Source organism: Bradyrhizobium sp. HKCCYLRH3097, from assembly GCF_051167875.1.
In the GTDB taxonomy this organism is placed as follows: Bacteria; Pseudomonadota; Alphaproteobacteria; order Rhizobiales; family Xanthobacteraceae; genus Bradyrhizobium.
This window is the reverse complement of the sequence record NZ_JBNPTX010000005.1, coordinates 28627-41309: the sequence shown is the minus strand read 5'-3', so window position 1 is coordinate 41309 and position 12683 is coordinate 28627. Positions and strand designations below refer to the sequence as shown.

General features: G+C 66.8%; 10 protein-coding genes and 1 pseudogene. 8 read left to right on the top strand and 3 right to left on the bottom strand.

The window, feature by feature from the left end:
* Nucleotides 1-54 precede the first annotated feature (54 nt).
* The 7 genes and pseudogenes from ACQR0U_RS14060 (at nt 55) to ACQR0U_RS14030 (ending at nt 7795) form a co-directional block, all read left to right on the top strand.
* Nucleotides 55-1200: an acyl-CoA dehydrogenase family protein gene (locus tag ACQR0U_RS14060; RefSeq protein ID WP_316172005.1), complete on the top strand. Its 1146-nt coding sequence runs from the start codon at nt 55-57 to the stop codon at nt 1198-1200.
* Nucleotides 1197-2273 carry an enoyl-CoA hydratase/isomerase family protein gene (locus ACQR0U_RS14055; protein WP_316225322.1) on the top strand — a complete coding sequence of 359 codons (1077 nt, stop codon included), beginning with the start codon at nt 1197-1199 and terminating at the stop codon, nt 2271-2273. The genes ACQR0U_RS14060 and ACQR0U_RS14055 overlap by 4 nt, the downstream gene beginning before the upstream one ends.
* Before the next feature lie 10 nt (nt 2274-2283).
* Nucleotides 2284-3192 (top strand): annotated as a pseudogene (gene mmsB, locus ACQR0U_RS14050) (3-hydroxyisobutyrate dehydrogenase); the annotation flags it as partial.
* Nucleotides 3192-4922 carry an AMP-binding protein gene (locus tag ACQR0U_RS14045; protein ID WP_315714436.1) on the top strand — a complete coding sequence of 577 codons (1731 nt, stop codon included), beginning with the start codon at nt 3192-3194 and terminating at the stop codon, nt 4920-4922. The pseudogene mmsB and the gene ACQR0U_RS14045, both read left to right, overlap by 1 nt.
* Nucleotides 4923-4928: 6 nt before the next feature.
* A complete protein-coding gene (locus tag ACQR0U_RS14040) occupies nt 4929-5405 on the top strand; it encodes a MaoC family dehydratase (RefSeq protein WP_315827400.1) in 477 nt (158 codons plus the stop codon).
* 132 nt (nt 5406-5537) lie between these two features.
* The gene (locus tag ACQR0U_RS14035; protein WP_434843371.1) at nt 5538-6455 is read left to right on the top strand and encodes an SDR family NAD(P)-dependent oxidoreductase; all 918 of its coding nucleotides are present in this window, start codon (nt 5538-5540) and stop codon (nt 6453-6455) included.
* A 95-nt stretch (nt 6456-6550) separates the two neighbouring features.
* Entirely contained in the window at nt 6551-7795 is a 1245-nt protein-coding gene (locus ACQR0U_RS14030) for an NAD(P)/FAD-dependent oxidoreductase (RefSeq protein ID WP_315749770.1), read from the top strand.
* A 423-nt stretch (nt 7796-8218) separates the two neighbouring features.
* On the opposite strand, the gene ACQR0U_RS14025 is transcribed toward ACQR0U_RS14030, so the two are convergent.
* The 3 genes from ACQR0U_RS14025 to ACQR0U_RS14015 form a co-directional block, all read right to left on the bottom strand.
* Complete coding sequence (locus ACQR0U_RS14025; RefSeq protein WP_316164617.1) at nt 8219-9298, bottom strand: D-TA family PLP-dependent enzyme; 1080 nt, start codon at nt 9296-9298, stop codon at nt 8219-8221.
* A gap of 118 nt (nt 9299-9416) precedes the next feature.
* The gene (locus tag ACQR0U_RS14020; RefSeq protein WP_316172000.1) at nt 9417-11228 is read right to left on the bottom strand and encodes an ABC-F family ATP-binding cassette domain-containing protein; all 1812 of its coding nucleotides are present in this window, start codon (nt 11226-11228) and stop codon (nt 9417-9419) included.
* 4 nt (nt 11229-11232) lie between these two features.
* Entirely contained in the window at nt 11233-11736 is a 504-nt protein-coding gene (locus ACQR0U_RS14015) for a YaiI/YqxD family protein (protein ID WP_434862696.1), read from the bottom strand.
* A 125-nt stretch (nt 11737-11861) separates the two neighbouring features.
* Between ACQR0U_RS14015 and ACQR0U_RS14010 the strand changes: the two genes are divergently transcribed.
* A complete protein-coding gene (locus ACQR0U_RS14010; RefSeq protein WP_434872177.1) occupies nt 11862-12662 on the top strand; it encodes a hypothetical protein in 801 nt (266 codons plus the stop codon).
* Nucleotides 12663-12683 lie beyond the last annotated feature (21 nt).

The window sequence follows — 12683 nt, the reverse complement described above, 5'->3', positions numbered from 1 at the left end:
GAGTGTGAAGAGGCGCCACGGCCAACAAACAAGACCAGGAAACGCGGAGAACGGATGCAGTTCGCTCTCGACGAGGATCAGATCGCGGTGCGCGACATGGCGCGCACCTTCGCGGCGGAGAAGATCGCGCCGCATGCGCTGCGCTGGGACGAGGAGAAGCATTTTCCCGTCGATGTGATGCGAGAGGCCGCAAGCCTCGGCATGGGCGGCATCTACATCCGCGACGATGTCGGCGGCTCGGGTCTCAGCCGGCTCGATGCGGCGCTGATCTTTGAGGCGCTGGCGACGGGCTGCCCCACGGTGTCGGCCTTCATCTCGATCCACAACATGGCCTCGTGGATGATCGACACCTTCGGTACCGAGGCCCAACGCCAGGCTTACCTGCCGAAGCTCTGCGCCATGGACCTGATCGCGAGCTATTGCCTCACCGAGCCGGGCGCGGGCTCCGATGCGGCGGCGCTGCGCACGCGCGCGGCGCGCGAGGGCGACGACTACGTGCTCAACGGCCAGAAGCAGTTCATCTCCGGCGCGGGCGCCACGGATATCCTCGTTGCGATGGTTCGCACGGGAGCCGACGGTCCCGGCGGCATCTCGACCCTGGTGATCGATGCCAATACCCCCGGCGTGTCGTTCGGCGCCAATGAGCGCAAGATGGGCTGGAACGCGCAGCCGACCCGCGCGGTGATCTTCGAGAATGCGCGCGTTCCGGTGGCCAACCGGCTCGGCGAGGAGGGCATCGGCTTCAAGATCGCCATGGCCGGGCTCGACGGCGGCCGCCTCAACATTGCCGCGTGCTCGCTCGGCGGCGCGCAGGCGGCGCTCGACAAGACGCTGGCCTATACGAAGGAGCGCAGGGCGTTCGGCAAGCGGCTCGACGAATTCCAGGCGCTGCAGTTTCGCATCGCCGACATGGCGATCGAGCTGGAGGCGGCGCGCACCTTCGTCTGGCGCGCGGCGGCTGCGCTCGACCGCAAGGATGCTGACGCGACCATGTTGTGCGCTATGGCCAAGCGCTTCGGGACCGATGTCGGCTTCGAGGTCGCCAACCAGGCGCTGCAGCTGCATGGCGGCTACGGCTATTTGAGCGAATACGGCATCGAGAAGATCGTGCGTGACCTGCGCGTGCACCAGATCCTCGAAGGCACCAACGAGATCATGCGCCTGATCGTGTCGCGCAAGCTGATCGAGGCGGCGCGATGAGCGAGGCTATCGAAGGCGACCTGATCGTCCGCCGCGAAGGCTCGGCCGGCATTATCCGGCTGAACCGGCCGAAGGCGATCAACGCGATGACGCTGGAGATGTCGATGGGCATCGACGCCGCGCTGGATCGGTTCGAGGGCGATCCGGCCGTCGCAATTGTCGTGCTCGAAGGCGCGGGCGAGCGTGGACTTTGTGCAGGCGGCGATATCCGCGGGCTCTATGAGAGCTCGAAGACGAATGGCGATCTCGGCAAGGTGTTCTGGCGCCAGGAATACATCATGAACGCGCGCATCGCGGCGTTTCCAAAACCCTATGTCGCCTATATGGACGGGCTGGTGATGGGCGGCGGCGTCGGGCTGTCGGCGCATGGCCGCCACCGCATCGTGACCGAGAAGACCAAGCTCGCAATGCCCGAAGTCGGTCTCGGCTTCTTTCCCGACGTCGGCGGCACCTGGCTCTTGTCGCGCGCGCCCGGCGAACTCGGCGCCTATTTCGGCCTGACGGGGCAGACCATGAACGGGCCCGATGCGATCCATGCGCGCTTTGCCGATGCCGTGGTGCCGACCGAGAAATGGCCGGCGCTGCGCGAGGTCCTGACCAAAGTCAGGCCGGGGACGCTGTCGATCGAGATCGACCGGCTGATCGCAGGCTTCGCGACGTCGGAGACGTCCGGCCCGGTGGCGGCGCAGCAGGCCAAGATCGACGCCTGGTTCGCCCATGACAGCATGCACGACATCTTTGCCGCCTTGAAAGCGGACGGCTCGGAGCTCGCGTTGGCGACGCTGAAGACGCTGCAGGAGAAGTCGCCGCGCGGCATGGTCGTGACGCTCGAGCTGCTGCGACTGGCACGCGGTGCGGCGTCCCTGGAGGAATGCCTGGTGCGCGAGTATCGTGCGGCGCTCGAAGTGTTCCGCAGCGACGATTTCCGCGAGGGCGTGCGTGCGGCGATCATCGACAAGGACCGCAATCCCAGATGGTCGCCGCCTGATGTCGATCAGGTGACACCGGACATGCTGGCGCCATATCTTGCCGAGATTGGCGCCGACGAGCTGACCTTTCCGCAGAGCAGATAACAATCAGGTCGAGGGGAGAGAACGAACCATGGCAACGATCGCATTCATCGGCCTCGGCAACATGGGTGGACCAATGGCCGCCAACCTGGTCAAGGCCGGCCACAAGGTGGTCGCGTTCGATCTGGTCGAGACCTCGCGCGCCCAGGCCAAGGCCGATGGCGCCGAAATCGCCGACAGCGCCGTCGCCGCGGCCAAAAGCGCCGATGCCGTCGTCACCATGCTGCCGGCCGGCAAGCATGTGCAGGCAGTCTGGAACGAGGTCGTGCCGGCGATGTCCAAGGGCGCGCTGATCATCGATTCCTCGACCATCGACGTCGAGAGCGCGCGCGCCGCGCATGCGCTGGCCACAAGGCACGGCATCGCCGCCGTGGACGCGCCGGTGTCCGGGGGCACCGGCGGTGCTAAGGCCGCAACGCTTACCTTCATGTGCGGCGGCGAGGAGAGCGCGTTCGCTGCGGCCAAGCCGATCCTTGAGAAGATGGGCAAGAAGATCGTCCATTGCGGCGGCGCCGGCGCGGGGCAGGCGGCCAAGATTTGCAACAACATGATCCTCGGCATTTCGATGATCGCGGTCAGCGAGGCGTTTGCGCTGGGTGAAAAGCTCGGCCTGTCGCATCAGGCGCTGTTCGACGTCGCCTCGACCTCGTCGGGGCAGTGCTGGTCGCTGACATCCTATTGCCCGGTGCCGGGCCCAGTGCCGGCTTCGCCCGCCAACAACGACTACAAGCCCGGCTTTGCGACCGCGCTGATGCTGAAGGACCTCACGCTGTCGCAGGACGCCGCCAAGGCCGCCGGCGCGGCGACCCCGCTTGGCCAGCACGCGCAGGAGATCTACAAGGCGTTCGAGGCCGCCGGCCATGGCGGCGTCGATTTTTCCGGGATCATTCAGCACGTTCGCAAGCTCGCCGGGACCACCTGATGACGACATTCAAGGACGCACGCGCGTTTCTGCTGGCGCATCGCACCGACTACGATGCGGCCGTGAAGGGTTTCCGCTGGCCCGATGCCGTCCCGTTCAACTGGGCGCTCGACTGGTTCGATGCCGAACTCGCGTCCGATCCGGAGAGCCGCGACCGCACCGCGCTTTGGATCTTCGACGCCGCGCAGGACCGCCAGACCAAGCTGTCGTTTGCGGCGTTGTCGCGCCGCTCCAACCAGGTCGCGAATTTCCTGCGCGCGCAGGGCTTGAAGCGCGGCGACCATCTGCTGCTGCTGCTCGGCAACGTCGTGCCGCTGTGGGAGACGATGTTGGCGGCGATGAAGCTCGGCGTCGTCGTGATCCCCGCGACGACGCTGCTGACCACCGACGAGTTGCGCGATCGTCTGGAGCGCGGCCGCGCCAAGGCCGTGGTCGCGGCGCAGGATCAGGTTGCGAAGTTCGCCGATCTGGGCGCCGATGATCTCGTCCGCATCGTCGTCGGCGCGCCGGCGGCACCTGCCGGCTGGCTGCCGTTCGAGCAGGCGGCCGGCGTAGCCGAGGCGTTCACGCCGGATGGGCCGACGCAGCCGGATGATCCGATGCTGCTCTATTTCACCTCGGGCACCACGGCCAAGCCGAAGCTGGTGCGGCACAGCCATCGCAGTTATCCGGTCGGCCATCTCTCGACCATGTACTGGCTCGGCCTGCAGCCGGGCGACGTGCACCTCAACATCTCCTCGCCGGGCTGGGCCAAGCATGCCTGGAGCTGCTTCTTCTCGCCCTGGAATGCCGGCGCCACGGTATTCGTGGTCAATCAGCCGCGCTTCGACGCCAAGGGGCTGCTCGCGATCATCAAGCGCTGCGGCGTCACGACGCTGTGCGCGCCACCCACGGTGTGGCGGCTGTTCATCCAGGAGCATCTCGCCGACTTCAAGGTCTCGCTGCGCGAGGCCTGCGGCGCCGGCGAACCGCTCAATCCGGAGGTGATCGATCAGGTGCGTGCCGCCTGGGGGCTGACGATTCGCGACGGCTATGGCCAGACCGAAACCGCGGCGATCGTTGGCAACTCGCCGGGCCAGAAACTGAAGATCGGCTCGATGGGGCGGCCGCTGCCGGGCTATCGCGTCGAGGTCGCCGACATCGACGGCAATCTCTCCGGCGAAGGCGAGATCACGCTGGCGCTCACCGGCGAGCGTCCGGCCGGCCTGATGCAGGGCTATCAGGGCGACGACGGTCAGCTGTCCGGCGCCGATGGCATGCGCTACCGTACCGGCGACGTCGTGTTCCAGGACGATGACGGCTATCTCACCTTCGTCGGCCGCTCCGACGACGTTTTCAAATCGTCCGACTACCGCATCTCGCCGTTCGAGCTGGAAAGCGTGCTGCTGGAGCATGAGGCCGTCGCCGAGGCTGCCGTTGTGCCGTCTCCGGATCCCATCCGTCTTGCTATACCGAAAGCCTATGTGTTGCTGACGGCGGGCGCGGAGCGCTCGCGCGCCACGGCGCTGTCGATCTTCACCCATCTGCAGGCGCGCCTGGCGCCATTCAAGCGCATCCGCCGGCTCGAGCTCGTGAGCGAGCTGCCGAAGACGATCTCCGGAAAAATCCGCCGGGTGCAGCTGCGCAGGCTGGAGCACGAGGACAACCGCACGGACCATCTGCGCGGCACGGAATTCAAGGAAGAGGATTTCCCGGAGTTGAAAACGAGGCCATCCGGGCACGAGGTGTAGGAACGCATGAACAAGATCTGGAAGAAGCCGCCGATTTCGCTCGAAGCCTATCAGGCCATGGTCGGCCAGGAGATCGGCGTGTCGTCATGGCACGTGCTCGATCAGAAGCGCATCGATACCTATGCCGACGTGATCGAGGATCATCAGTTCATTCACGTCGACCCCGAGCAGGCCAAAGCGACGCCGTTCGGCACCACGATCGCGCACGGCTTCCTGACGATGTCGCTGCTGTCGGTCATGTCCTATGAGGTCATGCCGGCGATCGAGGGTACGGCGATGGGCGTGAACTACGGCTTCGACAAGCTGCGCTTCATCTCGCCGGTGAGATCGGGAAAACGCGTGCGCGGCCGCTTCGTCCTTGCCGAAGCCACTCTGCGCAAGCCGAAGGAGCTGCAGTCGCGCACCAACGTCACGGTCGAGATCGAGGGCGAGGACAAGCCCGCGCTCGTCGCCGACTGGATCGGACTGATCTATCTCAGCTAACTCACCTCGTCACAACCCACCCTTCGTCATCGCCGGGCTTGACCCGGCGATCCATCAAGTCCGAGAGTCTTTCGAAGTGGATGGATGCCCGGGTCGAGCCCGGGCATGACGAGCGACAAATAGGAACGACACATGGCAATCAGATTCGACGGGCGCGTCGCCATCGTCACCGGCGCAGGCAATGGTTTGGGGCGCGCGCATGCGCTGGGGCTGGCGAGCCGCGGCGCCAAGGTCGTGGTCAATGATTTCGGCGGCGCGCGCGACGGCACCGGCGGCTCGATGACCGCGGCGGAGACGGTGGTCGAGGAGATCCGCAAAGCCGGCGGCACCGCGATGGCCGACGGTGCCGACGTCTCGAATTTCGAGCAGGTCACGGCGATGGTCGAGCGCGCCAGCAAGGAGTGGGGCAGCGTCGACATCATGTGCGCCAATGCCGGCATTCTGCGCGACAAGTCGTTCGGCAAGATGGAGGTTGCCGATTTCGCCAAGGTGCTGGATGTGCATCTGGTCGGCACTTTCTACTGCTGCAAGGCGGTGTGGAACGGCATGCGCGAGCGCAACTACGGCCGCATCGTCATGACGACATCATCCTCCGGTCTGTTCGGCAATTTCGGCCAGGCCAACTACGGCGCGGCCAAGACCGGCATGGTCGGCCTGATGAACGTGCTGGCGGAGGAGGGCCGCAAGACCAACATCCGTGTCAACATCATCTCGCCGACGGCCGCGACCCGCATGACCGAGGAGCTGCTGCCGCCGCAGGCTCTGGAGCTGATGAAGCCGGAATCGATCACGCCTGCGGTGGAATATCTGCTCAGCGAGGACGCGCCCACGCGCACCATCATGGGCGCCGGCGCCGGCTCCTTTGCGGTGATCAAGATCCTCGAGAGCGAAGGGATCAACCTGCCGCCGGAGGAGTGGACACCGGACGCGATCGCCGCGCATTTTGCCGAGATCAGCGACATGTCGAAGGCGCGGGCGCTGCAGGGTGCGTTCGAGCAGACACAGAAATACGTCGGTCAGGCCGCCGCGCGGCTGGGGCTCAAGCTGTAAGGCACCATACGCATCGCACCCTCCGCCGTCATGGCCGGGTCAAGCCCGGGCATGACGACCTGTTGTGTGGTGACGCCATGGCCTAAACTCCAGTCATGACCTTATCCAAGCAAGTTGCCGTCATCGGAGCCGGGCCGGCCGGGCTGATGGCGGCCGAGGTGTTGGCTGAGGGCGGTGCCGCCGTCACCGTCTACGATGCGATGCCGTCGGTCGCGCGCAAATTCCTGATGGCAGGGCGCGGCGGCCTCAACCTCACCCATAGCGAAGAGCTGTGCGCCTTCCTGTCGCGCTATCGCGAGGCGGCGGCGTGGCTGGAGCCGGCCATCCGCGCTTTCCCGCCGCAGCGGCTGCGCGACTGGTGCGAGGCGCTCGGCGAGCCCACGTTCATCGGCTCCTCGGGCCGCGTGTTTCCGACCGCGATGAAGGCCTCGCCGCTGCTGCGCGCGTGGCTGCGCCGGCTGGCCACGCAGGGTGTGCGCTTCGAGCTGCGGCATCGCTGGACCGGCTGGGACGAGGCAGGGCGGCTGACATTCGAGACACCGGCAGGACTGCGCGCGATCACGGCCGATGCGACCGTGCTCGCGCTCGGCGGCGCCAGCTGGCCGCGGCTCGGCTCCGACGGGGGCTGGGCATCGCTTCTCGCCGCGAAGGGTGTCGCGATTGCGCCGCTGCGGCCGGCCAATTGCGGCTTCACTGTCGCCTGGTCGGACATCTTCCGCGGCCGCTTCGAAGGCCAGCCGCTCAAAGGCATCGCGCTGTCGTTTGCTGATCGCAGCGTCCGCGGCGAGGCTATCGTCACGCGCGACGGCATTGAAGGCGGCGCGGTCTATGCGCTGTCCGCCGAGTTGCGCGAGGCAATCGCTCTGGAAGGCGCGGCCATTCTTGACGTTGCGCTGCGACCTGATCTTGCGACCGCCGATCTGGTCAAGCGGCTGTCAGCGCCCCGCGGCAAGCAGTCGTTCTCGAATGTCCTGCGCAAGGCGCTGCAACTGTCCCCCGTCGCGATCGGCCTGCTGCAGGAGGCGGCAAAAGCGCAAGGCCTGTCGCTGTCATCGCTGTTGCCGGACCGTCTCGCTGCACTGATCAACGCCGTGCCGATCAAGCTGACGGGCACCGCCGGACTGGCGCGCGCGATCTCCAGCGCCGGCGGCATCGCGCGTGACGAACTCGACGCCGACTTCATGCTCAAACGCCTGCCCGGCGTGTTCGCCGCCGGCGAAATGCTCGACTGGGAAGCCCCGACCGGCGGCTACCTGCTGCAGGCGTCGTTTGCGACCGGGGTCGCCGCGGGGAAGGGCGTGTTGAAGTGGCGCGCGGGGGGAATGGCAGGCAATGTCTGACCAGCTTCCCGAGCCCTGGTCTTGGATGACGGACGATCAGCTCCGCGCCGCGTTCGAAGAAGAACTTGCGCGCGAAGTAGGTCCCAATCATGCGCTGGCTAATCGGTCCCTCAGGATCGCCGCCCGACGCGAGGACTGCGACGACGTTCTTGTAGCGCTCGGGGGAGGCTGCGTGGCTCAAGTCCATTTGACGTGGACACGGCGCCGCGAGCTTGATCCTCGCTGGCCCGAGGCCGTCATCTACGATTCCATGGAAGATTGGCGGAACAGTTGCAGTGAATAGCCGAGCGGGCGGCCACACCGTCGTCATTCCGGGGCGCCCGGAGGGCGAGCCCGGAATCCATAACCACGATCGGGCGTATGGATTCCGGGCTCAGCCGCTAGCGCGGCTGCCCCGGAATGACGCTGCGAGAGAGTTTCGCCCTACCGCAGCTTGCCACGGGCGGCGACCGGCAGCGTGCCCAGGATCTCCTCGCCGCGGACCATGACGACCTCGTCCATCATGTTGACGACGACGCAGACGTGGTTGGGGATGATGCGCACGACGTCGCCGACATTGGGGCGGGTATTGCTGCGCGACAGATCGAGGAAGCCGTGCTCCTCGGCGAAGCGCGCGATCTTCGCTTCCGGGTGCTCCAGGATCAGTCCGTGGCCGTCGAGGCCGCCGGTATCCGTCGTCAGCGTCTTAGAGCCGGCGTCGAGGATGCCGCGCTCCGGTGCGGCGCGGCTGACGACGGTCGAGTAGATGTGCAGCGCGCAGTCGTCCCAGGTCGCGACACCGGCGGCGACCTGCATGCGGTCGTTGTAGATGTAGGTGCCGGGCCGGTGCTCGGTGGCGCCCTTGAGCTTGCCGAGATTCTTCAGGTTGGGCGAGCCGCCGGTCGAGACGATGGCCGCGTCCAGCCCGTCGGCGCGGACGCCGGCCAGCGCCTCGTCATAGAACCGCTGCGCCTCGTCCCAGCCGGTCTCGGTCGGATACAGCATGAAGCCGGCGAAGCGCAGGCCGTCTGACGCTGCGATCTGGCGCGCGAGCTGGATCGCTTCCGTCGGCGTCTCGACGCCGGCGCGCTTGCGCCCAGTGTCGCATTCGACCACGACCGAGAGCGTGCGGCCGGATTGTTTTGCCGCCTGCGGCAGGCCGGCGATCACGGTCGCGTTGTCGGCGGCGACCGTCATGTCGGCCTTGGCTTGCAGCGCGGCGAGGCGTGCCATCTTCTCCTCGCCGATCAGGTTGTAGCTGATCAGGATATTGTCGATGCCGGCACCCGCCATGATCTCAGCCTCGCCGATCTTCTGGCAGGTGATGCCTTGCGCGCCCGCCTCGATCTGCAGCTTCGCGAGCACCGGGCTCTTGTGCGTCTTGATGTGCGGCCGGTTGGCGACGCCCGCGGCCTCGCACTGGGCCTGAATGCGCGCGATGTTGCGCTCGACCCTGTCCATGTCGATGACGGCACAGGGCGTGCCGTACTCCCGGGCGATCCTGGCGGCGAGCGGGGTGGTCATGTCATTTACTCCATGTTGCCGTCATTGCGAGGAGCTAAGCGACGAAGCAGTCCAGAGTCCGGCTGCAGCCCCGGATTGTTTCACGTCGCTCGCAATGACGAAGTGATTTCGATGAACGTTACGCGCCCTCGATCTCCTCGCGCAGCACTTCGAGCTCGAGCCAGCGGTCCTCGGCGGCGGTGAGCTCGGCTTGCGCAGTGGCGATCGCGAGGGAGGCGGCGTCGAATTTCTTGCGGTCTTTCGCATACAGCGCGGGGTCGGCGAGCACGGCCTGCTGCTTGGCGATCTCGGCTTGCAGCTTGGCGATCGTCTTCGGCAAGGTCTCCAGCGCGTGCTTCTCGTTGAAGGAGAGCTTGCGCTTCGGCGCGCTCGCAGGCGCCGTGGCCGCGTGCTTGGTTTCCTTCTTCTCCTCAGCCGCCTTGGCATGCTGGCGCTTCAGGTCGGCGCCGCGTTGCGCCAGCATGTCGCTGTAGCCGCCGGCGTATTCCTGCCATTTGCCGTTGCCCTCGGGGACGATCACCGAGGTGACCACGCGATCGAGGAAGTCGCGGTCGTGGCTGATCAGGATCACCGTGCCCTCGTAGTCGCCGAGCATGTCCTCGAGCACATCGAGTGTCTCCAGGTCGAGATCGTTGGTCGGCTCGTCCAGCACCAGCAGGTTCGATGGCTTGGCCAGCGCGCGCGCCAGCATCAGCCGGCCGCGCTCGCCGCCGGAGAGCACTTCGAGCGGCGTGCGCATCTGCTCGCGCGAGAACAGGAAGTCCTCCATGTAGCCGACGACGTGCTTCGGCTTGCCGGCCACCATGACGTGATCGCCGCGGCCGCCGGTCAGCGCTTCGGCGAGCGTCGTCCGGGGATCGAGGCTCTCGCGGTGCTGGTCGAGCGTCGCCGTCTCCAGATTGACGCCGAGCCGGATGCTGCCGCTGTCCGGCTCGCTGCCGCCGGTGAGCAGGTTGACCAGCGTGGTCTTGCCGGCGCCGTTCGGGCCGACGATGCCGATGCGGTCGCCGCGCTGGATGCGGATGGAGAAGTTGTCGACGATCTTGCGATCACCAAAGCTCTTCGACGCGCCCTTCGCTTCGATCACCAGCTTGCCGGACTTGTCGGCCTCGGCCGCGGCGAGGTTGGCGGCGCCCGCCGTGCCGCGATAGTCGCGGCGCTGCTGGCGCAGCGCATGCAGGTTGGCGAGCCGCTTGACGTTGCGCTTGCGGCGGCCGGAGACGCCGTAACGCAGCCAGTGCTCTTCGTTGACGATCTTGCGGTCGAGCTTGTGCTGCTCGCGCTCTTCTTCCGCCAGCACCTCGTCGCGCCACGCCTCGAACGCCGCAAAGCCGCGGTCGATCTGCCTGATCTGGCCGCGGTCGAGCCAGGCGGTCGCGCGCGACAGATTGGTGAGGAAACGGCGATCGTGACTGATCAGCACCAGCGCCGAGCTTCGGCCGTCGAGCTCGTTCTCCAGCCATTCGATGGTCGTCAGGTCGAGATGGTTGGTCGGCTCGTCCAGGAGCAGGATGTCGGGGTTGGGCGCGAGCACGCGCGCCAACGCCGCGCGGCGCGCCTCGCCGCCGGAAACATGCGCCGGATCTTCCTCGCCGGTGAGGCCGAGCTGCTCGACGAGATAGCGCGCCTGATAATGATCGTCGCCGGGCCCGAGCCCGGCCTCCACGTAGGACAGCGTGGTGGCATGGCCGGAGAAGTCCGGCTCCTGCGGCAGGTAGCGCACGGTGGCGCCCGGCTGCACGAAGCGCGTGCCGCTGTCGCATTCGACGAGGCCCGCAGCGATCTTGAGCAGCGTCGACTTGCCGGAGCCGTTGCGGCCGATCAGGCAGACGCGTTCGCCCGGCGAGACCGACAGCTCGACGCCCTGCAGCAGGGCGGTGCCGCCGAAGGTCAGTCGGATGTCCTTGAGTTGGATGAGAGGCGGCGCCATGGGTCTAGCCTTGCTGCTGCATCCGCGCGGCGCGCTGGCGCTGCATGCGGCGGATGGTCTGATCGAGGGTGGAGAGGAAGGTGGAGCGGTCGCGCGGCGTGAACGAGCGCGGCCCGCCGGTGACCTCGCCGGACGAGCGCAGATCGGTCATGAGGTTGCGCACGGCGAGTGTCATGCCGATCGACTCCTCGGTGAACGCCTTGCCGTTCGGCGCAATCACGGCGCTGCCGGCCTTGACGCAGCGGCTCGCCAGCGGAATGTCTGCTGTGATGACGACGTCGTCGGCGCCGGCGCGCTCTGCGATCCAGTCGTCCGCGGCATCCATGCCGCTGCCCGCCGCCACGCGCGTGATCAGGGGATCCTCGGGCACGCGGATGAAGCCGCCCGCGACCACGATCACTGGCAGGCCGTGGCGGATCGCGACGCGATAGATCTCGTCCTTCACCGGACAGGCGTCGGCGTCGACATAGATCGTGACAGGGGCGAACTCGGCGGTTTCGGTCGTCATCTGGCGTTCTGCTGGGGGTGGCCGGTTGGTACCCCATCGCCAGCCAAATTGCGAGCCAAACGCTGGCCTTGCCAGGACCTTTCCGGCCGTTACCATCGTCTGAAAAGGGTCAAAGGGAGGCAAGGATGGCAGACCGAATCGCGACCTATGCGGTCGAGGCGTTCAACACGGCCAAGCAGTCCGAGAACAAGATGCACGATGACAGCGTGGCGCGCCGGTTCGGCTTCGCCGGCGGCCTCGTGCCCGGCGTCGAGGTGCTGGCCTATATGCTGCATCAACCGGTTGCGCACTGGGGCCGGGCATTCCTGGAGCGCGGGCTGATCGAGGCGCGGTTCACCAAGCCGGTCTATGACGGCGAGATCGCCGAGGTCAGGGCGGAGGAGGTCGGCGACGGGCTCAGCCTGGAGGTCGTGAGTAAAGGCGAGATCTGCGCCACCGGTTCCGCGTCGCTGCCCGCGTCAGCGCCCGACATCGCTCTGGCCGAATATCGAGAGGTTCCAGCCGCGGCGGTGCGACCGCTCGTCAGCGCGGAGTCATTCGCTGTCGGCAGCTGGTTCGGCACGGCGCCACGCGCGTGGCCAGGGCAGGCGGCCACCGCCTATCTCTCTGAGATTCGCGAGCGCGATCCGATCTATGCCAGCGAGCGGCTCGGTCACCCGGGCATGTTGCAGAGGGTGATGAACCGGCTGCTGGTCGACAATGTCGTCCTCGGCCCCTGGATTCACGTCGGCAGCCGAATGCAATTGCTGTCGGCGATTGCAGAAGCCGACGAGATCACGGCGCGTGGCCGGGTGGTCGCGAACTACGAGAAGAAGGGCCACCGCTTCGTCGAGATCGATGCGCTGGTGGTCGCCAATGGCGACCGCCCACTTGCGCATTGCCATCACGTGGCGATCTATCAGCCGCGCGCGCAGGCGGCCGCCTAGCGGACGGACTTGGCAAGAGGC

Coding starts and splice junctions, on each gene's coding strand:
- ACQR0U_RS14060 (WP_316172005.1), top strand. CDS start 55: ATGCAGTTCGCTCTCGACGAGGATCAGATCGCGGTGCGCGACATGGCG.
- ACQR0U_RS14055 (WP_316225322.1), top strand. CDS start 1,197: ATGAGCGAGGCTATCGAAGGCGACCTGATCGTCCGCCGCGAAGGCTCG.
- ACQR0U_RS14045 (WP_315714436.1), top strand. CDS start 3,192: ATGACGACATTCAAGGACGCACGCGCGTTTCTGCTGGCGCATCGCACC.
- ACQR0U_RS14040 (WP_315827400.1), top strand. CDS start 4,929: ATGAACAAGATCTGGAAGAAGCCGCCGATTTCGCTCGAAGCCTATCAG.
- ACQR0U_RS14035 (WP_434843371.1), top strand. CDS start 5,538: ATGGCAATCAGATTCGACGGGCGCGTCGCCATCGTCACCGGCGCAGGC.
- ACQR0U_RS14030 (WP_315749770.1), top strand. CDS start 6,551: ATGACCTTATCCAAGCAAGTTGCCGTCATCGGAGCCGGGCCGGCCGGG.
- ACQR0U_RS14025 (WP_316164617.1), bottom strand. CDS start 9,298: ATGACCACCCCGCTCGCCGCCAGGATCGCCCGGGAGTACGGCACGCCC.
- ACQR0U_RS14020 (WP_316172000.1), bottom strand. CDS start 11,228: ATGGCGCCGCCTCTCATCCAACTCAAGGACATCCGACTGACCTTCGGC.
- ACQR0U_RS14015 (WP_434862696.1), bottom strand. CDS start 11,736: ATGACGACCGAAACCGCCGAGTTCGCCCCTGTCACGATCTATGTCGAC.
- ACQR0U_RS14010 (WP_434872177.1), top strand. CDS start 11,862: ATGGCAGACCGAATCGCGACCTATGCGGTCGAGGCGTTCAACACGGCC.